Raw genomic sequence first — 25,841 nt, 5'->3', positions numbered from 1 at the left:
AAACGTTACCAAAACCGGGAAACGCCGTACGCGTCAAGCGCGGCGTCGGCGCTGACGATTGACAAGCCCTCGACAAGGCATTGCGCAACCAGCATCCGATCGAATGGATCGCGATGATAGAACGGCAACGATGTTGCGCGCGCTATATGCGCGATTTCGAGTCGAAGTAGCGCAATTCCGTTCCGGTCAAGCTCCCCAGGGAAAACTTCCTCGAATGGACTCTTCAATTCCAGCTTGGACGCACTCAGCTTAATTCCAACTTCCCATAGACTTACGATACTCACAAACGAATTGTTGTTCGGATCGCCAATGAATTGTCGCGCGGTCGGTCTAAGCTTGTCGTTGCCCTCAAGAAACCAGACCGCCGCGTGCGTGTCGAGCAGCAAATTCAATCTGTATATTCCCGAAAATCGTCCAGGGGGTCTTCAAAATTGTCGAACGTTTTGATCAATCCCTTGGCGCTGCCAAAGACGGGTCGTGGCTTTGGCCGGGAAATCGGGACTAATTCAGCTACGGGTACATCATCCCGCGTGATGACTACGTGTTCCCCCAGCGCCACTTCGTCAATGAGTTCCGAGAGACTTTTTTGGGCCTGTTCCAAAGTGATGGTAGTCATGGGCGAACCTTTGTTCCTGCGAAGTCAAACTCCATGTTGAAGTCTAGCCCAAAGGTACCGGATGCGCAAACCCGGCCGCATTTTGGTGCGTTCCATCAGGCGGGAGCAAACATTTTTCCTCTACGAAATGTTTCGACGTGCGGCAATGTTTCCGAATCTAACCCCAATCCATTAAGGAGTCTTTCCATGCCAGCTATGCGCGTAGCCCAAATCACACGTCCGGGCGGACCATTCGAGATAGTCGAGCGGGAGATTCCGGCGCCGGGCCCGGGGCAGGTCCGGGTCAAGGTCCAAGCTTGCGGCATTTGCCACAGCGATGCGATGGCAAAGGAAGGCCACTGGCCAGGAATCCAGTATCCGCGCGTTCCGGGGCACGAGGTGGTGGGTGTTATCGATGCTGTTGGAGCGGGCGTGGAGCGGTGGACCGTTGGCCAGCGTGTCGGCGTGGGGTGGCATGGATGGCACTGCGGCGTGTGCGACTGGTGCCGCCGTGGCGATTTCTTCACGTGCGCGGCGGTACCCAAGGTGACCGGGATTTCGTTTGACGGCGGTTACGGCGAATACTTGATCGCGTACGCCAATGGTGTCGCATTGGTGCCCGACGCGCTGTCGCCCGTGGAAGCGGCGCCGCTGATGTGCGCGGGCCTGACGACGTTCAATGCATTGCGCAACTCCGGGGCACGGCCGGGCGACACGGTGGCGGTACTTGGCATCGGTGGGCTGGGGCACCTTGGCGTGCAGTACGCGGCGAAGATGGGGTTCCGCACGGTGGCGGTTGCGCGCGGCGCGGATAAGGAACCGCTTGCGCTGAAGTTGGGCGCGCACCATTACATAGACAGCCAGGCCGGTGACCCTGCGGAAGCGCTGCAGAAACTGGGCGGCGCTCGCATCGTGTTGGCCACTGTGACCAACGCGGATGCGATGTCCGCCATGATCGGCGGGCTTGCGCCGCACGGTTCGATGATGGTCGTCGGCGCGCCACCCGAGCCCCTTCCCGTTTCGGCGCTTGCGTTGATCATGGGCAAACGGTCCGTTCAGGGCTGGTACTCGGGCACATCGATTGATGCACAAGACACGCTCGAGTTCAGCGCCCTCACCGGTGTCCACTCGATGAACGAGACGTATCCTTTGGAGAAGGTGAACGAGGCGTACGAGCGCATGATGAGCGGAAAGGCCCGTTTCCGGGTCGTGCTCACGATCGGCTGAAGGCCTGCCGGGAGTGCCATGCGAGATGGCTGCGCGCTAAGTCGCGATGTGCCTATGGCCTATCCAAGCAAGTGCCCCTGGTCCGAGTTTCGGCGTTCAGACTTGTCAATTGGCGAAACCTGCGATTTCGGCGAAACTCGCTGCGAATGAGGAAGTTACGATAGGTTGACCTCCTAAATTTCACTGGCGTAATCGGGTATGCTTGTGGCATAATATCGCCGATTGATCTTTCGTCGGCGGCTTGGGATGGCCGACAGATCGGTGTAGGTGTTTGGGTGGTCGTGGGAAGTCCCCGAGGGGACTTCGGGGGTATTTCCCGGCGCGTATAGCTGGCGCGCAAACCACGCAGTACGGACGCGGTGTGCTCGTGTTGTTCGGTACCGGCAAGCTTCCCCCCGCGCAGCCCGCCGTCTCAAGGAGCCAGGTAGCATCATGTCGTTTTTTTGGGGACGGGTTGGGAAGCTGTTTTGTCAGGGAGTCTTCAACGCGGTTGCCGCGGCGCCGTTGGGGGCGATAGCGACGCGGGGGCACGCGGGTACTGGGGGTAACGCCAGCAGCCGCTTCGCGATGGTGGTCGCCGCGCGGCTTTTCCATCGGGGAAGGAATCAGAGTCGCCTGGCGATCGGAGTTCTAAGCGTACTGCTGACGCTGTCTGCGGCCGCGCAAAGCGGCGATTCAAAAGCCGACACGATCATTCAACTGTCGGAGACGCCTGTCATGTCCAATGTGCGCAGGCTCGGCGTGAATCTGGGTGGACCCGAAAGCTACGCGGCGTCCCAGTACATGAAGAACATCATTCCGAACCCCGGTTTCGAGTCGGGTGAGTACGGGATGGTTTTTCACACCATGGTCCCGGCGAATAGCACCCAGGTGTTGCAGGATTTCTGGGACACGGCATGGAACAACGATTCGCTCAACATTGGCCAGCCCATCGGGTTTTGGGACGGCGCGGATTACGAAATCGTGTACGGCTCGGCCAAGGGGCGGCGGGGCACTGTTACCTCGTTCGGCCACGCATTTGGCCGCTATCTATACAATTTCGACTCCGCGGGCGCCGTGCCCGACCAGTGGAGCGTGGTCTTTGTGCGCCAACAATTCTCGAATAGCTTCGGCACGAAGACGCCCGCGTCGAACGCGGATTCGTCCACGAAACGCCCCGGGAGCCCGGGTGTGCAGTCGCTGCACGCGACGTGGCCGGGCGCGGACTGGATGTCCGTATCGAGCACGTACTTCGACAGTTACTGGCGCGATAGTCAGTTCGAGGCCGGCAAGCTGATGATTATCGAAGGCAATTGGCGCATCGAGTTTTGGGCCAAAGGCAAGAACAACGGCGATCAGATGCGCGTCCGGTTCAACCGCGAGGGCGAGGGAAGCTTTATCAACCGGGTCGTCACGCTGTCGAACCAATGGCAGAAATACACGTACGATTTCAGCGTGGCGCCTGGGGCGGACAAATTAGGGCCGTATCTCGCGACCGACTATCACCCGATTTTGGTGTTGAACGTCAACATTCTGACGCCGAATGCGGAAATCTGGCTTGACGATATGGCGCTCTACAAGTCCGACCACGCGAACCCGACGGAGTTCACGGATCGGTTCGTAAACCTGCTGAAGGGACTCAAGCCCGGCGTGCTGCGCGACTGGCGCACCCAGTTCGGCGCGTCGCTCGATAACGAACTGGCCGACCAGTTCGCGCGCAAGGTGACGGGGTGGCGTCCCCACGAGCGCAAGGCGACTTACTGGGGATACTCGCTGCACGATTTCCTCGAGTTGTGCCAGGAAGTCGACGCCGAGCCCTGGTACGTAATTCCGCCGACGTTTAGTCCGGAGGAATTGCAGAACCTTTCCGCGTATTTGTGCGCGCCGGTGTCTTCGGGGCATCCGTATGCGCTCGAGCGCGCGGCGTTGGGCCAGAACGAACCATGGACAACGGTCTTCTCCAAAATCCATCTGGAGTACGGGAACGAGTTGTGGGGCGCCGCATCGGGTTCAGACCCGTTCTTCGGCGCGTCGCTTCTGGGTGGTAAACGGCTGGGACAAATCGCGCACGACCGCTTCACGATTCTCCGGTCCGGTCCCTTCTTCGATGACTCGAAGTTCGACCTGATCATCGGCGGCCAAAATGGAGCGCCGGCCCGTCAAGGCGAGATCATGGACGAAAGCACGGCGCATGATTCGATCGCCCTGGCGCCGTATTTCGGCGCCCTCGGGACGTGGAACACGCAGGAAGAGATTTACTATCCGCTGTTCGCACGCGCCCTGGCGACGCCGTTGAGCAAGGCGTACACGAGCAAACAGATCGTCGATGCGTATGGCACGGACACCGAGATGAGCATCTACGAAATCAATTACCACACGACGGGCGGCAACATTCCCAGTTCCATCCGCGATCCCTTCACGGCGGGGGCTTCCGGCGCGCTGGCGCTGCCGCTATATATGATGTGTTTCCAGCGCGACCTCGGAATGAATTTGCAGTGTGCGTTCACTGCATCAGGATTCAGTTTCCGCGACGAAAACGGCGACTATGTCCGCGTATGGGGCATGCTGCGCGACATCGAAGGCACGCGCCGAAAACGCCCGACGTGGCTTGGCGTCGAGATGGTGAACAAGGCCATGTTTGGGAACCTGGTCGAGACGACGCATTCCGGGGCGATTCCGACACGAACGATCGGGGCCATTAACGGACTGCCGGAAGCGCAAACGTTCCCGGTCGTCAATTCGTTTGCATATCACGACGGGTTCGACCATTCGGTCGTTCTATACAACCTCGATTTGACGTTGTCGCATTCGATCGTGTTGCAGCACGCGAGGACCCCGCAAAGCGTCGCGACGATGTACCAGTTTGCGCCCGGCGACATCAACGCGACCAACGAAGACGCACAGTTGCTCGATTACACGACCGCGGCGATTACGGACTTCGGCAATCCGTATGCGATGACGCTGCCGTCCAAGTCGCTGACCGTGCTCACGTGGAGCACGAAGTCGGGGATCACGGCCGCGCCTCCGACGCTTGTGTTTCCGGACACGGAAGTCTCGCTGACCACGACCAGCAACATGACGGTCACGAACGAGGCGACAACGAGCGGCCCGCGCGATATCACGGGAATTACCGCCGTTGCCGGCGATCCGAGCGTGTTCCAATTGCTCACCGCGCTGCCGATCAACGGCGTCGCGCCCGGGTCGAGCGTGCAGTTCCAGTGGCGGTTCTCGCCGACCGCAAACGGCTCGAAGTCCGCGACGTATGAGATTGCGACTACCGATCCCGATAACCCGATCGTTACCATTCAACTGGTCGGAAATGGCGTCGGTGACGACGATGGCGACGGTGTACCGGCGTCGCTCGACGCGTTTCCGAATAATCCATTCGATTGGAACGATACCGATGGCGACGGTATGGGCGACAATTTCGAGCAAATGATTATCGACGCTGCGCAAAACGACAGCGACCCCACGAACGATTGGATTCAAACCTTCGACGACGTGTTACCATTCGACGATTTCGATAACGACGGGCACGAGAACATACAGGAATTCATCTTCCGAACGGACCCGACGGATGGCGTGAGCCTGCCCGTGGGGGGCGCGGCGGCGTTGACGACGGTGTTGACGGCATTGGGCGCTGCGATCATCCGCAAACGGCGGAATACGCGACCGGCATAGAGCGCGGGCTTTGGCCACCGCGCGAAGGACTACGGAAACCGACGGGCGCGCCGAAGCGGCGCGCGACAATGCTCGTTCGCATCGTGTTTAGGCGGGGGTTGAATGAATTCGTTTGATCGTACGCGCTTGCTCGTACACGCGGCGGCCTTCGTATGAATGCCGTCATGCGGCGATTGTACCCCTACCTGCGCGGACCAATTCGCCATGTTGCGCGCGCGCTCCTGGGCCGCGAGGCCGTCGCCCGGCTAAAATCCGCGTGGTTGCCGCGGGACTTTACGTACGACGCCGACTACTTCGCGCGGGACATCGATGGACCCGCATTGGAGAGCGCACCGGACATCACCGCGAGTATCATGGGCGATCTCGCTCCGCGGTCCGTCATCGACGTCGGGTGCGGCACGGGCGCGCTTCTCGCAACGCTGCGCGACGCCGGTTGTGTCGTATCGGGTCTCGAATTCGCGGAGGCCGCGAGGGAGATTTGCCGGAAGCGCGGCCTCGATGTGCGGCGGTTCGACATCGCAAACGACTCGTTCGACGCGGGACAGCCGTTCGATGTGGCCGTCAGCATGGAAGTTGCCGAACACATTCCCGAGCCTGCCGCGGAGCGCTACGTGGATTTGCTCGTGCAGCTCGGCAGGACGATCGTGTTTACGGCCGCGCCTCCCGGGCAGGGCGGCACCGACCACGTCAACGAACAACCGCACGAGTATTGGATTGAGAAGTTTGGCGCGCGCGATCGCGTGTTGGATTGGCCGCTTACCGCACGATGGCGCGCCGCGTGGAAGGAATCCGGCCACGTGCAATCGTGGTACTACAACAACCTGCTCGTCTTTCGTACACCGCGATCCGCCGTGTTCCCGTCCGCGCCCGCCGCGCGCGAAACGGTGACGCAAACGAGTAGTAGCGGCCAGACTGCCGATTCGAGCCTATCGACTCCGTCCCTCCATTAGCCCTCTTGTATACTCACCAACATGTCGCCCCAGTCATACAAAATCCTCGGCATGGATTGCGCCGAGGAGATTGCGGCATTGCGCCAGACCGTTGGCCCCTTGGTAGACGATGCGGACAGACTTCGTTTCGATTTGCTCAGCGCGAAGATGACGATCTGCGAAGGGGCCCCTGCGGTTGACGCTGACCAGGTGATCCGCGCTGTATCTGCCGCGGGACTCACGGCGATACCGTGGGACGAAGCAATCGCCGCGCGGGCGCGGGAAGACCACGAGACCTGGTGGACGCGATATGGCCGCGGTGCGACGTGCGCGATCAGTGGCGCCGCCGCGATAGCCGGATTAGCGCTCCATGCGCGCAGCACGGGCCTGCTCCCCGCGCTTGCGGATGCATCGGATATCGCTCCCGGATTCGACTCGATTGCGTTGTACGCAATTTCGATCCTCGGCGGTGGATGGTTTGTTTTCCCGCGCGCCTTCAGCGCGGCGCGGCGCATGCGCGCGGACATGAACTTACTGATGACGGTCGCGGTGATCGGCGCGGTGTTGCTTGGCCAATGGTTTGAAGCGGCAAGCGTCGCGTTTCTGTTTTCGCTCGCGTTACTCATGGAATCGTGGAGCGTAGGCCGTGCGCGCAACGCGATCCGCGCGCTGATGGAGCTGGCGCCGCAGACGGCGCGCGTCCGCTGTCCTCACGACGGATGCGAAGAGGAAAAGTCCATCGACAGCGTAGCAGTTGGTGCGGAAGTTATTGTGCGCCCGGGCGAGCGTATCCCGCTCGACGGCACGGTTGAAGCGGGCAGCACGTCGGTGAACCAAGCGCCGATCACCGGTGAATCGATGCCGGTTGCGAAGACCGTCGGCGACACGGTGTACGCGGGCACGATTAACAACGAAGGCGCGATCGCGCTGCGTGTCACGCGCGCGGCAACGGACACAACGCTTGCGCGGACGATTCATATGGTCGAGGAGGCGCAATCCCGGCGTGCGAAAAGCGAGCAGTGGGTAGAGACGTTTGCCCGCTACTACACCCCGGCCATGATGGCGCTCGCCTTGGGCATTGCGGTTGTGCCTCCGTCATTGGACGGCGATTGGCAGCGGTGGTTCTACGAGGCGCTGGTCGTGCTGGTGATTGCGTGCCCGTGCGCGCTGGTCATTTCGACGCCGGTAAGCAATGTCGCGGGTTTGGCGGCGGCCGCCCGCGCGGGCGTGCTGATCAAGGGGGGCGTGTATCTTGAGCAGGCGGGATTGATTGATGCGGCCGCCATCGACAAGACGGGAACGCTGACGCGCGGTGAAGTGGGCGTTCAGCGCATCGTGCCGATCAACGGTCACACAGAACGCGACGTACTCGCATTCGCCGCGGCGCTCGAATCCAACAGTGACCACCCCATTGCCCGCGCAATTGTCGCTCGCGCGCACGTGGACGGCGTACGGGTGCCGCCCGCAGGCGAGGTGAGAATGCTTGCGGGGCGCGGCATACAGGCGCGCATAGATGGGGAACTCTGTTGGGCCGGAAGCCATCGCATGCTCCACGAAGTCAGCGCGGACGAGTGTGCGTTTCACGAGACCGCGGTATTGCTTGAAGACGCGGGCCATTCCGTGGTCGCCGTGGGAATTGGCGCAAAGGTGGTCGGATTTATCGGCCTTGCGGACACGCTGCGCGAGAACGCGCGAGACAGCGTCCTCGCGATGAAACGGTTAGGCGTCGCGCACATCCAGATGCTGACCGGCGACAATTTTCGTACCGCGCACGACGTGGCCGACGCCGTGGGGGCGGACGATTTCGGAGCGGAACTGTTACCGGAGGACAAGGTCAACGCAGTGGAGGAACTTGCCAAGCGATACCGCACCGTTGCGATGATCGGGGACGGCGTCAACGACGCCCCGGCATTGGCCGCGGCACACGTCGGCATCGCCATGGCGGCCATCGGCTCCGACGCGGCGATCGAGACGGCCGACATTGCGCTCATGTCCGACGACCTGTCGCGCGTGCCGTGGCTGATCGGCCACGCGCGCAGGGCACGCGCCACCATTCGACAGAATATCGTGTTCGCGTTGGGCGTGAAAGCGGCCTTCCTCGCGCTCGCGCTTGCGGGCGTCGCGACGTTGTGGATGGCAATCGCAGCGGACATGGGCGCGTCGCTCGTCGTCATATTCAATTCGCTACGGTTACTTCGCGGTACGCCCTCGTCGGTCTAGCGAACGTCGAGATCGGATAGCACGAGAAAACGGACATCATTCTCGCTTCGTTTCGCATCGAGATGATGCTCCGCCTCATCGTCACTCGTAATCGAGCACTCGAATTCCCTCAAAGTGACCACTACGAAGTCGCAAACGTATGGCGCGTTGCCGGTCCCTGCTTGAATCGAGCCGGCAACGCGCCATTTCACCGTCGAATGCCCGGCTAACGCATCACTTCCACGTGTGGCAGAAGCGGCAATCCATATTGTTCTCCGCGACGTGCTCTTCGTGTACCTCGAAGAAGTACTCGTCCTCGTCCCAATCGTTCGATTGGTCCTGGTGGCATACCACGCACAACGGTTCGCCGAGATACTCCGTCTTTGGCGCGTACCCCAATTTGTCGAAGTCCATCCGCGAGCCGCCCGAATGGCAGTCCGCGCACCCCAGCGCATTTTCGGCCGGCGCCACCTCGTGGAACAGTCCCATATACCGCTGCGTTTCCACGAACTCGTAGCCCTGCGGCAACGCGATCCCGGATTGTGCTGCGCCCGTTGTTATCGCGCCGTCGATATTTGTCGTCTGGAAGTAGATCCCCATCTTCAACGGTATGAACTTGTTGGTTACGGGGTCGATTGGCTGGTAGCCGTAGTGAACTTTGAACGCGTTCAGTTTCGCATGCCGGGTGTCGATGTTTGCCACGGGCCGCGCCATCGAAAGGAAGCCGGTCTCGGGGTCCACCTCGGCGGCCTGCCCGGCGGAATAGACATACGATAGCCCGTCGAAGAAGCGATACTCCGGCAACACGTTTTGTTGCCGCGTCAGCGCGGGCTCATACAGTTGCCGCACCGTGTTGACTTCCTGGACGCTGAAGTCGCGGTACATTTCGGTCGAACTCCCGCGTGAGAATTCCGGGATATGGCAGACCGTGCACTCGAGCCGGCCCGTGTGGCGGTCGATTTGGTCGTTATTGTGCGGTTTCTCGTCGTGGCACGACGTGCAGTGCAGCGCGATTTCCGAATCTGTCGCGCGCAGGTCGACGCCGCGTCCGCGCACTTTGTGCTCATCGAAGACGTGGCAATCGATGCACAACAGTCCCGCGCCGCCGTTTTCGACGGACGCCATGTGTACGTCGAACTCGCGCGTTGCGTTGTAGTGCGCCGCTTCAATGTCGCCGCGCTTGTTGTTTTGTCCGCCGCCGGCGAAGGCGTGGCACTTGATGCACGTATCGTTCGGGCGCGGCTGAATCGTCGTGATGGCCTGCAGCATCGGTACCGGCATTGCCGCTTCGTCCACGGCGAACTTGAACACGCCGTTTTCCGACACGACTTTCCGCCGGTAATCGCGCGAGTGGCAAATGAGACAGTCAACGTTGTCGAGTTGCGCCTGCGTTAGATCGAGCGTCGGCTTGGAACCCATGCCGACGTGGCATTGCGCGCAGCCGCCGCTCACCTGTTGGCCCTGCAGGTTCGTCAGCAGTCCGATGAAATTGATGCCTGGCGACGTGCAAAAATCGTTCATGCCGGTCATCTTCCCGCCGCTGTCCGAACCGACGACATCGGGTGATGGGCCGTTCCACTGGTAGTGGACCGACGCATGAACCTCGCTGGCCTTACCGGGATGGCACGGCGCGCACGTCTTCGCGCCCTCGTATGCGGTGTATCGGCCGGCGTGCGAGACGATTGCGGGGCCGGAGACCGCAAACTCGATCGACCCCGCCATTCCGCTGTGCGAACCGGTCGCCATCACAATCGCGCCGCCGCCGCCGACCGCGGTCAGCGTGACCGAATCGCCCGCCTCGAGTTTCTCCGCCGAAAGCGCGCACACCGACGTATTGCTCACGCACCACGTAAACACCGTGTCGTCCTTGTCCGTCGACACGGCGCGAATTGTGACGGTCTGGCCCGGGTCCAAGTCCGTGACATCCGCTTCGAGCGTCAGGCTCGGCGCGGGGTCGGGATCGGGATCCGGATCGGGGTCCGGGTCAGGCGGCGAGTTCGTCGGACACCCTGCGCCGAGAATCAACAGCAGTACAGCAATTGAAACGAAAAGGGCGGGCTTTGGAACGGTGTGCTTGCTCATACGGTATTCCCCCAAAAAGTTGCCCCGCGTGGCGGCTCGGGCCGCTCCGCGGCGCGTTCCGGCGGGCCCTCCCCCGAGAACCCGGCGGTCATTTGAATAGTGTAGATACCGGCTGTTTGCGGGCCAATAGAGGAAACTACGAACTTCTGGACATTTCTACGATTTTCGCCGCGAAAACGCGGTGCGGCGCGAACGCCACAGTTGAAGTCCTATCCAAAACTATGCTAGAAAAATGTGGGGGATAGACATGAATACCGTGGAATTCGACCGCCTCGCCGGGGCGGTCCAGCGCGATCCGGTCATGCGCAAACTCTCGCGCATGGCCCGTGAAATCACCGGCAGCACGCTACTCATTCTCGGCCAACGCAACGGCGAAATCGTTCGCATCGGCCTCGACGGCCACGAATCGGACTTGCCGCCGTTTTGCCAGGCGATGCGGGCGACGGAAGAAGGGGCGCGGCGGTGCTCGGCGTGCCGATCCCTCGTGGCGATGCGCGCCTGCTACCACGGCGTGAGCGATTATTGCTGCCATGGCGGGATTTCGATCGTCGCGGCCCCGGCGGTTAAACCCGCGGAAGCAGGGGGTCAGTTCGTCGTAGTCAGTTCCTGCGCGTATGCGGCGCCGGACCGCAGGAGGGGCTGGCAAGCGGCGCGAAGACACATAAAAGACGTGCCCATCGACAAGACGAAATTGCGCAAGGTCTACCAGAGTCTCCCCGAACTCGAGACCGAGAAACAGGCCGTCGTCAAGGCGATTGTCGATTTGGCCGCGAGCGCGCTGGCGGAGTTGGCGCGGTCGATCTGCGCGCCAAACCGAACGCCGGCTACGAACGTTCCCGCGGCGGCATACTCCACGCGCGCGTTAGACCGCGATCTGCGCGAAGTGTTTTCCCAGGCATGCGAAGGATCGGTTACATCGCGCACTGTCGCGAACGGCACATCGTTATCCGAGATCGTTACGGCAATCGTCGCGCAGAATCCCGCGGCGCCGTTTACGGTCGCCAATGTCGCGCGCGCGGCGCGCATGACGCCAAACCACTTTTCGAGCCTGTTCCATCGCCAGACGGGGACGAAGTTCACCGCCTTTCTCACGGAGCAACGCATCGCCCTCGCGTGCAAGCTTTTGCGCGACGTGACCCTCGATATCGGCGAAGTCGCCGCACGAAGCGGGTTCCCGGACGGCAACTATTTTTCGCGCCGTTTCAAGACCATCACGGGCCACACGCCGAGCGAGTTTCGCGCGCACTGCCGGTAGCGCGTATCGCGTATTGCGCGGTTGCTTGTCGTGGTCGTGCTGTTTCGCAAACAAGAACGCGGGCAACCCATCGTGCTCGTGCTACTGCTCGTCACTCGTAATCGTTATCCGATGATCGAGAAACGAGCTACGAGTACGATGACGACACACGAGCACGAGCACGAGTATGAACACAAAGAGATCCTGGCTCGATGTCGCGCGCACTCCCGGCACGTGATTCCCTGAACTCTACCACCCCCGCGCCGCGCACGCTCACCCATCTATCCCCTTCGGCTCCGGCAGCACTTCGAGCCGAATCTTGTTGATGCTGCTTGGCGTTCCGTCGAGCACGGTCGCGCGCAGGCGCCCGCTGGCGACGACTTCGCCCTGGACGGGAATGCGGCCGGCAACGCGCATGAGCCAGCCGCCTATCGTCTCGACCTCCGGGTCCGCGATTTCGTAGTTGATCGCTTCCGAGACGTCGTCGAGATACGTGCGCGCGTCGATGACGTAGGCGCCGGGTCCGACGAGATGAATCTGACTTTCTTCGCGGTCGTGTTCGTCCTGGATGTCCCCGAAGATTTCTTCGAGGATGTCCTCGATCGTAACCAATCCGTCCGTGCCGCCGTATTCGTCGGTGACGATCGCCATGTGCTGTTTCTGTCGCTTCATCTCTTGGAAGAGATCGTCGACCTTCATCGTGTCGGGCACGTGCATGACCGGCCGCACGAACCGCGCGATGTCCCGCACCTCAGGCGTGCCGTCGATGAGCACGTCGTGGGCATTGACCACACCGGTAACGGAGTCGACGCTGTCGTGATAGATCGGCACGCGCGTGCGCCCGGACTCCACCAGCAGCGCGAGCAACTCCGCGCGCGTCGCCGTGTCCGGCAACGCCTGCATGTCGATGCGCGGTACCATTATTTCCTTTGCCTGCGTCGCTTGCAGGTTGATGACGCCGTGAATCATACGCTGCTCTTCCGGCGCGATGTTTCCGTGGTGGGCGCTTTCGTCCACGAGCACGCGAACGTCCTCGCGCGTCGTCATGAGCGGGCTGATGTGATGTCCCTTGCCGCGAAACATGGCGCGGGTGATCCACGAGATGGGCGCCGCAATGGGGGCGAGAACGACGTACCAGGTTTCAATGAGCGGAAGAAACCACAACGACAGCCGATTCGGATGCGCGCGGAAGATACTTTTCGGGACGATTTCGGAGAAGACGAGGAAGAGCGGCGTAGCGATGAGCAGCGCGGCCACTTCGGAAAACACGCGGGCAAGGGCTATCGAGGCGACGACCGTGGCAATGTTGGTGCCGATCAGCAGCATCGCGAGCATCTGATCCGGTTTACTCGCGTAGCGGAGCAGGCGTTTGGCGCGGTCGCGACCCTCCTCCTCCGCCAGGAAGCGAATCCGCAGCGGGTTCAACGATACAAAGCCGGTTTCGTATCCGGCGAAAAGGGCCTGAAACACGACGCACGCGAACAGGATCGTAAGTGCGATGGATACCGTCATGGCGCGGGAGCGCCTTCTACCGCCGGCACCGGCGCATCAACGTTCTTCAGCATTTGAACCAAGACGCTCGAAACACGCTTGCCGTCGCACTCCGCGACGGTAAAGCGGACACCGTCGGTTTCGAGCGTGTCGCCGGTCTCCAAGACCTTCTCGGAGTGGTGCATCAGGAATCCGGCGATGGTCTCGTGCGCCGCATCACGCAAGCTTGTACCCAGAAGACTATTCAGATCGTCGAGGGAGAAATCTCCTTCCAACGCGTATACGCCGCCCTCCATTTGCTTGAAGCCCGGCTCATCCTGTTCGCTCTCGTCCATGATGTCGCCGACGACCTGCTCCATCGCGTCTTCGAGCGTCACGATACCCGCGGTGCCGCCGTATTCGTCGACAACGACGGCGAGATGCGTGCGGTGGCGCTGTGCATCGCGCACGAACTGCTGCACGGTCATTGTCGCGGGGACGAAATGCGGAGGTCGAATCAGGCCCTGAATTTTTCGGTCCTGTTCGCCGTGAGCAATGAATGGAAGCAGGTCTTTGACTACGAGCGTGCCCACGATCTGGTCCAGGCTCTCGCGGAACACGGGCATTCGCGAGTAGTGGTGCTCGCGGTACAGCGCGTGCGCGTGAGCGACGGTCGAATCCTCCGAAAGCGATACGGCGTCCTGCCGGGGCACGAGAATCTCGCGCAATTGCGCGTCGCTGAACTCGAGAATGCCCTGGATCATCTGGCGCTCGTCTTCCTCGATCGCGCCTTGCACCTCGCCATCGGTGAGCGCGGACTTGAATTCTTCGTCGGTGATGAACGGCGCGGCACGCAATTCGTGAAAGCGCGTTATTTTGAAGAGGAGGTTTGTAATCCCCAGTAGTCCGTCGCGCATCGGCGCGAGGACACGGTCCGCCGCGAGGATTGGAAAGACCACCACGCGCGCGACCTGTTCACCGGCCTGCACGGCGAATACCTTCGGCGATATCTCGCCGATGAAGACAAGCAGGCCCGTCACAATCGACACGGCGATGATGTATGAGGCGACCGGATGAAGAGTGGGCACGAGTTCGCGAACGAATTCTTCCGCACGGCTTCCCAGAATAATGCCGGTAAGGGTGTTGACGATCATGTTGCCGATCAGGATCGTCGTAAGGAGCCGGCCCGGATGCTCCATCGTTTGCGCGATGAGCGTCCCGGTCACGGTCCCTTCCTCTTTCAGACTTCGCATGCGCAGACGGTTGATGGAGAAGAACGCTGTTTCCGAGCCGCTGAAGAAAGCCGAGCACAGGAGGAGGGCGCCCACGCCCAAGAGGACCGGCAATGGGAAATGTCTTGAGAACAGCGGTTCGGCCGCATCGGGAATGATGGCGATCGCGGCGCCCACGTTGGCGGCGGTTTCGTCCAGCGTGTTTGCGGGCGCCGGCAACGGGTCATCGCCTGAAGGCAGCGCCCATACGGCAAACGCTATGGTCAAGCCGCAGCACGCCAGCAGAAGCATTCGACGCGACATACCGCTACGCCGCCCAATGTCCGTGTTCAATCGCTGCGTCCCCTGCACCGCGGAGTTAATGGCCGCGAAACCACGCGTCGCCGCGCGAGCATCCCAAGTACTTCGCCTGCCGATCGATCATCGCCTGCCGGCCGCGCGCGTCGTTGTGGTCGAACCCTATCAAGTGAAGCAGGCCATGACAAAAGAGCAGTTTCACTTCGTCCCGCATGGCCTTGGCCTTTCCGCCGCACCGCGCGTGGACGGTGTCCAGCGATATTACAATATCGCCCAACGGACGCGGGCCGTCCTCGGGATGTATGCCGGATTGTTCGAAGGCCAGGACGTCGGTGGCCTCGTCTTTGCCTCCGTACCGCACGTTCAAATTGCGAATCGATGCGTCGGTGCAGAACAGCACGCTGATTTCCACGTCGCCCGGGACGCCTTCGCCCGCGCAGACCTTTTCGGCAATCGCCTTCAATGCGGGTTTCTCGTAGCACTTGGCGCGCGAAGTCGCGTTCCGGACGGCGAGCGTAACGCCCACTACTCCTGGCCTCCGGACAGCGGGATGACGTTCGCCGCGGGCGCTTCGGGCTTTTGTTCCGGATACGCGATGCGGCGGTGTTGCGTCGATGCGACACGCTTGGTGAGCACTTCCGCAATGGTGTCGAGGTCCTTCAACGTAAGTTGGCATTCGTCGAACTGGCGGTCGCTGGCACGGCTTGCAATGATACGGTCCACCATTTCGCGGACGCGCTCTTCGTTGGGGTTCTTCAGCGTGCGCACGGCGGACTCGACCGCGTCGCAAATCATCAGGATGGCCGTTTCGCGGTAGCGCGGGCGCGGCCCGGGATAGCGGAAGTCGGCCTCCGTGACGCCGCCATGCTTCGCCTGCGCGACGGCCTCCTTGTAGAAGAAACTGATAAGGCACGTGCCGTGGTGTTCGAGAATGCCGTCGATGATCGGTTTTGGCAGGTGCAGTTCGCGCGCCATCTCCGCGCCTTCGGACACGTGCGACGCGATCGCCCGCGCGCTCAAGCGCGGCGACAGCTCGTCGTGGATGTTCGCGCCGGTCTGGTTCTCGACGAAGTATTCGGGGCGTTTCATCTTGCCGATGTCGTGGTAGTACGCGCAGACGCGCGCCATAAGGCCGTTCGCGCCGATCGCGTCCGCCGCGGCCTCCGCGAGTTGCCCGATCATCAGGCTGTGTGCGTAAGTTGCGGGCACTTCCATTGCGAGGCGGCTCAATACCGGGTTGTTCAAATCCGAGTATTCGAGCAGTTGGATGTCGGTCGTAATGTCGAAAAGCTTTTCCAGGGAAGGCAGCAGGGCCGGCACCAGGCCAAGACAGAGTACGCCGTTTACGGCGACCATCATGAGCGAGTACGAAACCGTGGACAGCGCCGAGCTGGAGAGAATGGAATCCTGCCCAAGCGAGATTGCGAGCGTGACGATGACTCCCGCGAATGTCGCTTTTACGGCGGCGTTACCCATGTCGCTGCGTTTGCGCACCTTGTAGATGCTCATCACGCCGGTGAGCGACATCACCGCGGAAACGACGAGCAATTGCCAACTGTAGCCGAACTGAATCGAGAGCAGCAGCGATGTGACGATCGCGGTGAAGCCCGCAAGCCGTGCGTTCGTAAGAATTGCGAGGAGAATGGCGCCCGCCGCCGCCGGGACGACGAGGCCTTTATCGGCGAAATACGACACGATGCGGCCGGTCGCGGCCGTTGCGCACATCACCAACAAAGCGAGGCAGAGCATCTGAAAGCGCTGGTCGGGATTCCGTTCAAGCCAAGGCATCGCGCGGACGAACGCGAACAAGGCCAATCCCACTAAGAGCGTGTGGGCCAAAATCGCGCCCGTAATGCCGGCCGTCTGCCGGTCGGTGCGCGACTTAATCTCCATGTAGGTTTTCGCGTCCATGCGCGACTGCGCCGTCCAGCGCTGGCCTTTTCGCTGTATCTCTTCCTGCGCCATGATCTCGCGCATGACGGGTTCGGTCTCGCGTCGCGCGGCCTCGCGCATCACGTTCGTTCGATCGCTGTCAAAGTGGAGGGTGTCGACCAAGTACTGGCGCGCCACCTCGAACGCCGCGTCCTGCAACCGCACGCGATCAACGGGAAGCACGCCAGTGCTTGTGGCATCGAGCGTTGACTTCGCAATGCGCGACTTCAGTTCCGCCTGCACCGTTTCGAGCGTATACGCCTGCGCAAGCGGAATCTCGTCTTCGCCGTATTGTCCGGCGGCGGGGACGTCGCGCGTGATGTAGATGCGGCGGTCGGGGTCCTTCGAAAAATCGCTGCCGCGCTCGCCGGGCTTGAGGACGCCGTAGGCGAGCACGTACTCGAGGCCCGACCTCGCCGCGGCCGCCAACGCTTGCGCGTGCGCGAGCTCGATCGGCGCCTGTTGGGATGCGCCCTGCGCGTCGGTTGCTGTCTTCGTCTCCGTGGCGGGGTCTGGCTTGGGTTCGGCGGGGGCCGGCATGCGCGGTGTCAGCCACACGGCCAAGTGCTCCGGCTTTGTAGCGCGCAGCAATTCGTCGTTCGTGACGGCCGCGTCGGCGATTTCGCGGACGGCCTTGCTTATCGCGGCCGTTTCCGACGCGCCGGATTCGCCGCGCGCGCGCACCGCGAGAACGGCCTTTTCGACTTCGGGTTTGAGCGCATTGACTTTCGCGACGAACGTATCGAATTGACCCAGTTGGCGCTTAACCGACTCGGCGTCCACATGAAACGAATCGGGAACGCGCGCCGCGGACGCTTCGCGGGCCTCGCGCGTCTTTTCGACGTCTTCGCTCTCGAACCCAAACTCGGCAATGAGCGATTCCTTCGCGGGAAAGCGGCCGTCGTAATCCAGTTTGTCCGCGCTCGTTCCAAAGTTGAGCTGTTTCGTTACCGCAATCACGAGGAACACCAGCGCAACCGCGAGCAGCACGCGCCGCAACCTGGTTTCGCGGCTGCGCGTGTCGTCCTGTTGCTGGCCCCGGTAGATGCCCGGGCTCAACTGATGCCGTTTGCGAAACTGCCCGATCATGACTGTTTACCGTGTTCCGCGTGGTGTTCGGCGGCCTCGTACGCGTCGATGATGTTCTGCACGAGCGGGTGGCGCACGACGTCGCTTCGGTGCAGGTGTACGATGGCGATGCCTTCCGTGTTTTTCAGAATGCGCTGCGCTTCGACCAAGCCCGACTTCGTGCCGCGCGGCAAGTCGATTTGCGTTACGTCTCCGGTAATCACCGCGCGCGACCCTTCGCCGAGGCGCGTGAGGAACATCTTCATCTGCTCGGGCGTCGTGTTCTGCGCTTCGTCGAGAATCGCGAAGGCGCTATTCAGGGTGCGGCCACGCATAAACGCGAGCGGCGCGACCTCGATGACCTCGCGCTCGACCATGCGGCGCGCGCGCTCGACGTCCACCATCGCGTACAGCGCGTCGTATAGGGGGCGCAGATAGGGGTTCACCTTTTGCTGCAAATCGCCCGGCAGGAAGCCGAGGCTCTCGCCAGCCTCGACCGCGGGGCGCGTCAGAATCAGGCGATTCACTTCTTTGTTGAGCAACGCGGAGACGGCCGCGGCCATGGCGAGATAGGTCTTGCCCGTTCCCGCCGGCCCGATCACCAGGGTTACGCCGTGGCCCTTGATCGCGTCGAGGTAGTGCGCCTGGCCGCGCGTGCGCGGTTTGATGGCAAGTTCGGTGCGCAAACCGCGCGGCGACGAGACTGCCGCAATGGGCGATGCCGCGCGTCCTTCGCGGGCCTCGGATAGGGCGAACGGCACGTCCTGCGCCGAAACGGTGTCGCCGTTGCGTATGGCGGCAAGCATGTTGGAAAACATTCGATGGACGGCCGACGCATCCGCGTCGTCATCTGCGTGGATTCGCACGACCGTGCCGCGATCCACGATGTGTACTCCCGGCGCGGATTCTTGAATACGCTTCCGGATTTCACCGTTCTTGCCAAGAAGTTTTATCGCTTCGTCTTGGCTATTTAAGACCAGTTCGTGCGACAGACAAGCCGCTCCCTACGGAGAGGAGGGGGCCGGACCGGGCTCGATGCGGAACACCCGCTCGCCCGGACGCGCCAACTGGCGTTGATGGCGGATGTTCTCCTCCATCTCGATCGGGTCTCGTTCCAGCCCATCGACCCGATCGACCAGCCGCTGCTCCTCGGCCACGCGCGCGTCGTATTCGACACGCATGTTGGCCGTGTAATCCTCCGTCTTCTCGTAAAACCGGTACTGGGCCGGCAAATCGCGTTGCAGGGCATAGGCCGCCGCGAACGCGGCTGAAAGCGCCAACGCGAGAACGTACCCTTTGCTCGGAAGTATGCGCATGGCGTCCTTCGCTACTTACCGCCCCGTCCTTTTCCCAGTATATTATAGAAGGCGTCGCCACCCAAGAATTCCGCCTGGCTGCCCAGTTCTTCCTCGATTCGCAGGAGCTGATTGTACTTCGCGATGCGGTCGCTGCGGGAGGCGGAACCCGTCTTAATTTGGCCAGCGTTCGTCGCCACCACGAGGTCGGCGATGGTCGCGTCCTCGGTTTCGCCGCTACGGTGGGATATGACGGCGGTGTACTTGGCCCGTTGCGCCATCTGGACGGCGTCGAGCGTCTCGGTTAAGGTGCCGATCTGATTGACCTTAACGAGAATCGAGTTTGCGACACCCTCGCGAATGCCCTTGCTCAGGTATTCCGTGTTCGTGACGAACAGGTCGTCGCCGACAAGCTGGACGGAATCGCCGACCTTGTCAGTCAACTCTTTCCAACCGGCCCAGTCATTTTCGGCCATGCCGTCTTCAATCGAGATAATGGGATACTTCTCAGCAAGATCGGCTAGAAACGCCGCGTTCTCGCTCGAGGTGCGTTCCGGCTTTTTCTCCGCAGCCATCACGTACTTTTTGTTTTTGTAGTACTCGGACGAGGCGCAATCGAGCGCAAGCATGATGTCCTTGCCAGCCTTGTAACCCGCGTTCTTGATGGCGACGAGAATGACCTCGAGCGCCTCGGCATTGGACGAGAGGTTCGGCGCGAAGCCGCCTTCGTCGCCCACGGCCGTATTCAGGCCTTTGCTTTTCAATACGGCCTTGAGCGCGTGGAACACTTCCGTGCCCATGCGCAGGGCCTCTTTGAAAGTCTTTGCGCCGGTGGGCATCACCATGAATTCCTGAATATCGACGTTGTTGTCCGCGTGCGCGCCGCCGTTGAGGATGTTCATCATCGGCACGGGCAACACGTGCGCGTTCGGGCCGCCAACGTACTTGTACAGCGGCAGGTCGACGGCTTGCGCGGCGGCCTTCGCCGTGGCGAGCGACACGCCGAGAATCGCGTTCGCGCCGAGCTTGCCCTTGGTCGCCGTGCCGTCGAGCGCGCAGAGCGTGCGGTCAATCTCGCGCTGGTTCAGCGCGTCCATACCGAGAAGCTCCTCGGCGATGGCGCCGTTCACGTTGTTCACGGCCTTCTCGACGCCCTTGCCAAGGTAGCGCTTGGGGTTCTTGTCGCGCAGTTCGACGGCCTCGTGCTCGCCGGTCGATGCGCCGGAGGGTACGGCGGCGCGGCCCACCACGCCGCTCGATAGAAACACATCTACTTCAACGGTCGGGTTGCCGCGAGAATCGAGAATCTCGCGGCCAACGATACCAGTAATGCGAGTCATGGGTCAGATCTCCTTCAATTCCAGATAGTTTACCGAACAATGGGATTTTGGTTCAAATAGTTTTTTATTGTCAAAGTTGTCGATTAAATGATAAATATACTAATTAGTCGTATTATGATTGCCGCTAAAGCCATGCTCTGCTATAATTATGTCGCGTACGTTGGGGGTAGCCCATGATTGAACCCCGTCCGGCGATCTCACCCACAACCTTCAGGCGGTGGCTTTCATTAGGCCTGCCGGGGACGGTTTTATGGGGAATTGGGGGAGTTGGTGCGCTCCGGCTTCTCAACGGTCTGGTCAGCGGTGCGGTGACCCCCGGGGTGGGATCCACCACAACGGGGTTGTCGATCATGTGGGGCGCTGTAGTCGTCTGCGCGGTTGCCGGAGTCGTTCTCGGTTCGAGTTCGCTGATTCTCCGCATAAAGCGCGAATTACTGGCGACAAACGTACTTGCCGGTTTTGGCTCGCTGTTCTTCAGCGTCCTCACTTCTTCGTAGCGTTCGCTACGATTTCCACGGGAAGAATAGATCCCGCAACCCGCGATTGAGGTAGTCGTCATTGGCGCCGGGTGTGCTGCCGTCGTTCGCGGCGTATTTTCTCGAAAGCAGTTCATAGGCCGCGGATTGTATGCACAGGATCGCCGAGCCAAAGCCCGCGAAGAAGAGTGGCAACAGGCACGCCGTAACGATGGCCAACATTAGGCATTGGATCGCCATGCCGACAGCGAGTAGCGGGTTTGCGAGCACGAGCAGCGCCGCAAGCTTCATCGTTGCGAACACACCGGTCTTCCGTTGGGCGAGCGCGGGGAGCGCGAAGAGCGCGGTCAATCCGAGCATCGCGAGACACCACAGTGCCAATGCGCTGATTCCATAGCCGAGAATTGGCGCCGTCGATTGCAGTTTCGAGGCATAGAACCACGTGCTCGTTCCCAGCGCAACCACCGCGACGGCGTAGCAAGACCCAAGCAACGCCGCGCGCAACCCGTAGCGGCGGATGCCGTCAAGAAAGTCGGCCAGAGATCCATCGCGCGTGTCGATGAAGACTTTGATGAGTTGCACGATGCCGACGCCGACAACGGGATTAAGCAGGAACAATGCGATATAGAAGGCGGGAGCGCCGATAACCAGGGCCAACTCGAAATCACCCGAGTAGATTGGCGGCAGGGCGATCGCAATGGGCGCCGCCACAGCAACGGCCCAGATTAGATTGACGAGCAGCAGCAGGCCGAGGTGGTCGTGGAAAATCCAGAACGCCATCTTCAGGCTGCGGCCCAACATGGCGCACGCGCAACCGGGCTAGATGAAGACTTGCACGCTGCTGCGTTTGCGCAAGTCTTCCATCCACTTCTTGAACTTTTCGGCGGCGGCGGCGCTGCGCAGTTGCGGTTCTATGTCCTTGCGCACGTCGTCGAGGGTGGCCTGGCCCGCTGCTTCCTTCTTCTCGACCTTCACGAGATGGAAACCTTGATCGGTTTCGATGACGCCGCTGACCTCGCCTTCGCCGAGGGCGAATGCCGCCTCGTCGAGCCGGCCCACGAGGTCGCCGCGCTGCACCCAACCGATGATGCCGCCGTCTTCCGCACCGGGGGCCTTCGAGTGCTCGATGGCCAGTTCGGCGAAGTCCGCGCCGTTGGCGATTTCGTCTTTGAGTTGTTCCATCTGCGCGCGGACCTTGTCGCGCTCGGCGAGATCGTTACCCGCCGGCAAAAAGATTTGCGAGCAACGCGCGCGCTCCGCGTGCTGGAAACTGTTCTTGTTGTCCTGATAGAACTGCGCGATTTCCGATTCGGTGATCGTGATTCCTTTTTCCAGTTCCGTGGTTTTTCGCGCGGCCATTGTACGCGCAATCATCTGCTTCTTGAGGCGCTCCTTGATGTCCGTGACGGTCTGCCCCGATTTTTCGATGTCCGCCATGAACTCGTCGTTTGACGGATACAGGCGCTTGAACTCCTCGAAGCGTTGATCGACGGTCGCATCGTCTATCACGACCCCCGCGAGTTGGCCCTCGCGCAGAAGAATGCGGTTTTCGATCGCCTGGTCGAGGGTATCGCGCATCTTCCGGGCGAGCAGTTGATCGAGGTCGGCCTGGCTGGTGGCCTGGGCGCGCAGGTCGCGAAGTTGCGGCCCGATTTCCGCCATCAGGTCGCTCATCAAGATCGCTTCCTTGTCGACCGTTGCGACAACCTGATCGACAATGTCCGCGCGGGCGGCGAGCCCGGCAAACGCGAGAAGCGAGGTTGCTGCCAATACGTTTATCGTGCGCATAGCGTAGGGTGTCCGTTGTTGGTACTGGAATTGGCTGGCGCAATCCCACCATGTCCGGGCGCCAGAGAGATAGAGCATAACAAAAGCGCGCGATTCCGGCAAACGAAGCGTGAGTTTACCAACGAATAACGGCGGAGCCCCACGTTAGACCGGCGCCGAACGCCGCCAGCAGTACGAGTGAACCTTCGCGGATGCGGCCCTGTGAACAGGCCTGGTCGAGCGCAATCGGGATCGACGCGGCGCTGGTATTGGCGACCTGGTCGAGGTTGAGGAATATCTTTTCCTCCGGAAGGCCGATGCGCTCGCAGGCCGCGGCGATGATGCGGCGATTGGCCTGGTGCGGCACGAAGATGTCGATATCGTCCACGCTGACGTGGGCGCGGCGCAGGGCCTGTTCGACGGCGTCGCCGAACGCGTGGATCGCGCGTTTATACAGTTCCCGGCCGTTCATGAGGATACCGCGATTCAGCGCGTTGATGTTTTCCGGCGTGATGACTTGCGCCGAGCCGCCCGCCGGCACCATGAGGATATCGTAGCCACCGCCGTCGGACGCGGTGTAGGTCGACAGCACGCCGGAGTCGCCTTCGCGCGCCTGCACGACAACCGCACCCGCGCCGTCGCCGAACAAGACCGCCGTGTCGCGTTTGGTCCAATCGAGCCGTGCGGTCATGATCTCGCTGCCGGCGACGAGGACCGTGCGATGCACGCCCGCGCGGATCAGCGCGTCCGCGTGCTGCAATGCGTAGATGAAGCCGGAGCACGCGGCGTTAATGTCGCACGCGCCGGCGCGTTTCGCGCCGAGCTTGTGCTGCATGAGGCACGCGGAGGACGGCATGAAATAGTCCGGCGTGAGGGTGGCGCAAAAGATAAAGTCGATCTCGTCCGCGGACACGCCCGCGGCCTCAAGCGCGCGCGCGCCGGCGTGCATGGCGAGGTCGCTTGCCGCCTCGTCGTCCGCGGCAATGTGGCGCTGCAAGATTCCCGTGCGCTGGCGAATCCACTCGTCCGTGGTGTCCATGAAATGCTCGAGGTCCGTGTTGGTGAGCACGCGCTCGGGCAGGTAATGTCCGGTGCCGACGATTCGTGCCTTCATGCGAAAGCACCGGGTTCTTTGGCATCTGGATACAATCGTTTCTCCATGAGCGCCTGACGAAACACCGCGCCCCGATATTCCTTCACCATCTCGCCGACCACGACGAAACCCATTCGCGCGAAGAATGGCCGGCCCGTGATGCTCGCTTCAAGATACAACTTTTCGATGCCGGTGCGCGCGGCCTCGTCCTCGATGCATTGCATCAGCCGCCGTCCCACGCCTTGTCCCTGGTGTTCGTGGTGTACATAGAACGTATCGACGTGACCATCGGCGTGATATTCGGAGAACCCAACGATCTTGGTCCCGATTTCCGCGATGAACACCCTGTGCGCGCGTTGAAAACGCTCGCGCCAAAACGAGTCCGGCCATACGTCCGGCGACCACGCTTTGATCTGCTCGGGCGTGTAGTCGCGCGCGTTGACGTGGATCACCGTGTCGTAATACAAGCGCGCGATGATGGGGACATCGTCGTCTCGGTATTTGCGGACTGCGATCATGACTGCACGGAATCGAATGTAAAGGCCGCGCAGTATATGCCGGCGGATGGTAACGGCGCTACGCGATAGGGTTCTGCCAGCGCAACCCGCGAAACCGCGCAAGGTCGCCGTCGGTGGAGCAGAGGGTTAATCCATGTTCGATCGCCAGCGCGGCAAGGTGCGCATCGGAGACAAGATTAGCGGTGACGGTCGTCTCTTGGATTAGCTTCGCGAACGTAGCCGTATGGTGCTCCGTAGGTTCCGGCGTCCACACAACATCGGACGCGAGCCAGCCGAGCACCTGCGCCCAAGCGTCAGCCATTCCAATTGCCCGCGTCATTACGCGGGGATTGGTCACGATCCGCAGATAGGCCATCACACTCGCCCACGGGATGCCCACTCGAACGGGGCCACTTAACTGGCGATCAATCCACTCTCGGGCGGGTTCGTGCTGCGGGAAGTAACTGTTCGATGCAAAGATGAGCAAGTTTGCATCGACGAGGATCACTTATAGTCTTCGCCTTCTGCAATGGCCAGCACTTCGCCGATATTGTCAAGATTGCCTACAAGCGAGGGCCCCATATCAAAGACCCTGGTGCGAAACGGTTTGTTCTCTTTCCTGGGCTGTGTCAGTTCGTATAGTCCGTCTCGCAGCGTTTCGTTCACGACAGTCTTGAAGGTCGAGTTGCGTGACTTCCGCAATTGCAGTAGCGCCGCGGCCACATCATCGTCCAAGGTCAGGGTGGTTCTCATACACCTAATCATAGAGTTTATGATGCATTGATGTCAACGGCAAGAGTTGAATGGTCGTTGCAAAATACAGAAATTTCAGATATAATTGAAATACAAAGGAGATGTTCGGATGGTCCTTACACCTGTGATGCAGAAATTTGTCCTGCACTGGGGCGAAATGGGCGCGGCCTGGGGCATTAGCCGCAGCATCGCGCAGATTCACGCACTTTTATACGTCTGCGGCAAGCCGTTGCCAGCGGATGAAATCGCGGAAACGCTTTCCATCGCCCGATCCAATGTCAGCATGAGCCTCAAGGAATTGAACGGGTGGGGCATCGTCAGAACGGTGCACATCCTCGGCGACCGCCGCGACCATTTCGAGACGATGAAAAGCGTCTGGGAAATGTTCATGGTTGTGCTAGACGAACGCAAGCGACGCGAGGTCGATCCCACGGTCGATATGCTGCGCGAATGCGTAGCCGCCGCGGAAAGCGAAGGCGGCACGCTCGAGCGCGAGCGCCTCAAGGAACTGCTCGAATTCTTCGACACAATGTCGCACTGGTACAACCAGGTTCGACGTGTGCCGCTGCCGCTGCTCGTTCGTTTGGCGCGGATGGGGGACCGTGTGGCCCAGTTCGCGGAGAAGGCGTCGTGATGACCGGCTCGGCACGATACGAGGGAAACCAGCACCCAATCCGGACCGGTTTTTTTGCGCT

The 25,841-nt window shown here is 61.2% G+C and carries 23 protein-coding genes; 7 read left to right on the top strand and 16 right to left on the bottom strand.

All coding sequences use genetic code 11. The features are described 5' to 3' along the window. Nucleotides 1-5 precede the first annotated feature (5 nt). Both HUU46_11575 and HUU46_11570 read right to left on the bottom strand, forming a co-directional pair. On the bottom strand, nucleotides 6-392 hold the full coding sequence (locus HUU46_11575; GenBank protein ID NUM54275.1) for a type II toxin-antitoxin system VapC family toxin: 387 nt from the start codon (nucleotides 390-392) through the stop codon (nucleotides 6-8). Then, a complete protein-coding gene (locus HUU46_11570) occupies nucleotides 389-616 on the bottom strand; it encodes a type II toxin-antitoxin system Phd/YefM family antitoxin (protein ID NUM54274.1) in 228 nt (75 codons plus the stop codon). Before HUU46_11570 ends, HUU46_11575 begins: the two co-directional genes overlap by 4 nt. Nucleotides 617-802: 186 nt before the next feature. Here HUU46_11570 and HUU46_11565 point away from each other — a divergent pair, with 186 nt between their 5' ends. The 4 genes from HUU46_11565 (at nucleotide 803) to HUU46_11550 (ending at nucleotide 8,631) form a co-directional block, all read left to right on the top strand. Further along, nucleotides 803-1,822, top strand: coding sequence for an alcohol dehydrogenase catalytic domain-containing protein (locus HUU46_11565; protein ID NUM54273.1), 1,020 nt, complete (start codon nucleotides 803-805; stop codon nucleotides 1,820-1,822). A 432-nt stretch (nucleotides 1,823-2,254) separates the two neighbouring features. Beyond that, nucleotides 2,255-5,482 (top strand): choice-of-anchor D domain-containing protein, encoded by a 3,228-nt coding sequence (locus tag HUU46_11560; protein ID NUM54272.1) that lies wholly within the window; start codon nucleotides 2,255-2,257, stop codon nucleotides 5,480-5,482. Between the two features lie 164 nt (nucleotides 5,483-5,646). Then, entirely contained in the window at nucleotides 5,647-6,432 is a 786-nt protein-coding gene (locus tag HUU46_11555) for a methyltransferase domain-containing protein (protein NUM54271.1), read from the top strand. Nucleotides 6,433-6,453: 21 nt separating this feature from the next. Then, nucleotides 6,454-8,631: a heavy metal translocating P-type ATPase gene (locus HUU46_11550; protein NUM54270.1), complete on the top strand. Its 2,178-nt coding sequence runs from the start codon at nucleotides 6,454-6,456 to the stop codon at nucleotides 8,629-8,631. A gap of 213 nt (nucleotides 8,632-8,844) precedes the next feature. On the opposite strand, the gene HUU46_11545 is transcribed toward HUU46_11550, so the two are convergent. Continuing rightward, nucleotides 8,845-10,692, bottom strand: a complete 1,848-nt coding sequence (locus HUU46_11545; protein NUM54269.1) for a hypothetical protein — start codon at nucleotides 10,690-10,692, stop codon at nucleotides 8,845-8,847. A 247-nt stretch (nucleotides 10,693-10,939) separates the two neighbouring features. Between HUU46_11545 and HUU46_11540 the strand changes: the two genes are divergently transcribed. Beyond that, on the top strand, nucleotides 10,940-11,947 hold the full coding sequence (locus tag HUU46_11540) for a helix-turn-helix domain-containing protein (protein NUM54268.1): 1,008 nt from the start codon (nucleotides 10,940-10,942) through the stop codon (nucleotides 11,945-11,947). 252 nt (nucleotides 11,948-12,199) lie between these two features. Here the strand turns inward: HUU46_11540 and HUU46_11535 are convergent, their stop codons facing one another. Genes HUU46_11535 through eno form a run of 7 tightly spaced genes read right to left on the bottom strand, consistent with a single transcriptional unit; the run spans nucleotide 12,200 to nucleotide 20,560 of the window. Beyond that, nucleotides 12,200-13,438 (bottom strand): HlyC/CorC family transporter, encoded by a 1,239-nt coding sequence (locus HUU46_11535; GenBank protein NUM54267.1) that lies wholly within the window; start codon nucleotides 13,436-13,438, stop codon nucleotides 12,200-12,202. After that, nucleotides 13,435-14,931 carry an HlyC/CorC family transporter gene (locus HUU46_11530; GenBank protein NUM54266.1) on the bottom strand — a complete coding sequence of 499 codons (1,497 nt, stop codon included), beginning with the start codon at nucleotides 14,929-14,931 and terminating at the stop codon, nucleotides 13,435-13,437. The genes HUU46_11535 and HUU46_11530 overlap by 4 nt, the downstream gene beginning before the upstream one ends. A gap of 55 nt (nucleotides 14,932-14,986) precedes the next feature. Then, entirely contained in the window at nucleotides 14,987-15,451 is a 465-nt protein-coding gene (ybeY, locus tag HUU46_11525; GenBank protein ID NUM54265.1) for an rRNA maturation RNase YbeY, read from the bottom strand. After that, complete coding sequence (locus tag HUU46_11520) at nucleotides 15,451-17,946, bottom strand: HDIG domain-containing protein (GenBank protein ID NUM54264.1); 2,496 nt, start codon at nucleotides 17,944-17,946, stop codon at nucleotides 15,451-15,453. The genes ybeY and HUU46_11520 overlap by 1 nt, the downstream gene beginning before the upstream one ends. Beyond that, nucleotides 17,943-18,917: a PhoH family protein gene (locus HUU46_11515; protein NUM54263.1), complete on the bottom strand. Its 975-nt coding sequence runs from the start codon at nucleotides 18,915-18,917 to the stop codon at nucleotides 17,943-17,945. Before HUU46_11515 ends, HUU46_11520 begins: the two co-directional genes overlap by 4 nt. Before the next feature lie 12 nt (nucleotides 18,918-18,929). Continuing rightward, a complete protein-coding gene (locus tag HUU46_11510) occupies nucleotides 18,930-19,241 on the bottom strand; it encodes a hypothetical protein (protein ID NUM54262.1) in 312 nt (103 codons plus the stop codon). 11 nt (nucleotides 19,242-19,252) lie between these two features. Next, nucleotides 19,253-20,560, bottom strand: a complete 1,308-nt coding sequence (eno, locus tag HUU46_11505; protein ID NUM54261.1) for a phosphopyruvate hydratase — start codon at nucleotides 20,558-20,560, stop codon at nucleotides 19,253-19,255. A 350-nt stretch (nucleotides 20,561-20,910) separates the two neighbouring features. On the opposite strand from eno, the gene HUU46_11500 reads away from it, so the two are divergent. Beyond that, complete coding sequence (locus HUU46_11500; protein NUM54260.1) at nucleotides 20,911-21,057, top strand: hypothetical protein; 147 nt, start codon at nucleotides 20,911-20,913, stop codon at nucleotides 21,055-21,057. A 6-nt stretch (nucleotides 21,058-21,063) separates the two neighbouring features. Here the strand turns inward: HUU46_11500 and HUU46_11495 are convergent, their stop codons facing one another. The 6 genes from HUU46_11495 to HUU46_11470 all read right to left on the bottom strand — a co-directional run bounded on the left by HUU46_11495 (nucleotide 21,064) and on the right by HUU46_11470 (nucleotide 25,146). After that, nucleotides 21,064-21,837 carry a hypothetical protein gene (locus HUU46_11495; GenBank protein ID NUM54259.1) on the bottom strand — a complete coding sequence of 258 codons (774 nt, stop codon included), beginning with the start codon at nucleotides 21,835-21,837 and terminating at the stop codon, nucleotides 21,064-21,066. An 18-nt stretch (nucleotides 21,838-21,855) separates the two neighbouring features. Further along, a complete protein-coding gene (locus HUU46_11490) occupies nucleotides 21,856-22,824 on the bottom strand; it encodes a peptidyl-prolyl cis-trans isomerase (protein NUM54258.1) in 969 nt (322 codons plus the stop codon). Between the two features lie 115 nt (nucleotides 22,825-22,939). Next, the gene (locus HUU46_11485; GenBank protein ID NUM54257.1) at nucleotides 22,940-23,917 is read right to left on the bottom strand and encodes a ketoacyl-ACP synthase III; all 978 of its coding nucleotides are present in this window, start codon (nucleotides 23,915-23,917) and stop codon (nucleotides 22,940-22,942) included. After that, on the bottom strand, nucleotides 23,914-24,414 hold the full coding sequence (locus HUU46_11480; GenBank protein NUM54256.1) for a GNAT family N-acetyltransferase: 501 nt from the start codon (nucleotides 24,412-24,414) through the stop codon (nucleotides 23,914-23,916). Before HUU46_11480 ends, HUU46_11485 begins: the two co-directional genes overlap by 4 nt. A gap of 58 nt (nucleotides 24,415-24,472) precedes the next feature. Further along, nucleotides 24,473-24,901, bottom strand: a complete 429-nt coding sequence (locus HUU46_11475; GenBank protein NUM54255.1) for a PIN domain-containing protein — start codon at nucleotides 24,899-24,901, stop codon at nucleotides 24,473-24,475. Next, nucleotides 24,898-25,146 (bottom strand): DUF2191 domain-containing protein, encoded by a 249-nt coding sequence (locus HUU46_11470; GenBank protein NUM54254.1) that lies wholly within the window; start codon nucleotides 25,144-25,146, stop codon nucleotides 24,898-24,900. The genes HUU46_11475 and HUU46_11470 overlap by 4 nt, the downstream gene beginning before the upstream one ends. A 109-nt stretch (nucleotides 25,147-25,255) precedes the next feature. Between HUU46_11470 and HUU46_11465 the strand changes: the two genes are divergently transcribed. Then, nucleotides 25,256-25,780 carry a MarR family transcriptional regulator gene (locus HUU46_11465; protein ID NUM54253.1) on the top strand — a complete coding sequence of 175 codons (525 nt, stop codon included), beginning with the start codon at nucleotides 25,256-25,258 and terminating at the stop codon, nucleotides 25,778-25,780. Nucleotides 25,781-25,841: the final 61 nt, after the last annotated feature.

The organism is Candidatus Hydrogenedentota bacterium, assembly GCA_013359265.1.
Lineage (GTDB): Bacteria > Hydrogenedentota > Hydrogenedentia > Hydrogenedentales > SLHB01 > JABWCD01.
Note: the sequence above shows the minus strand (reverse complement) of the source record. Positions and strands in the feature narration are given on the sequence as shown.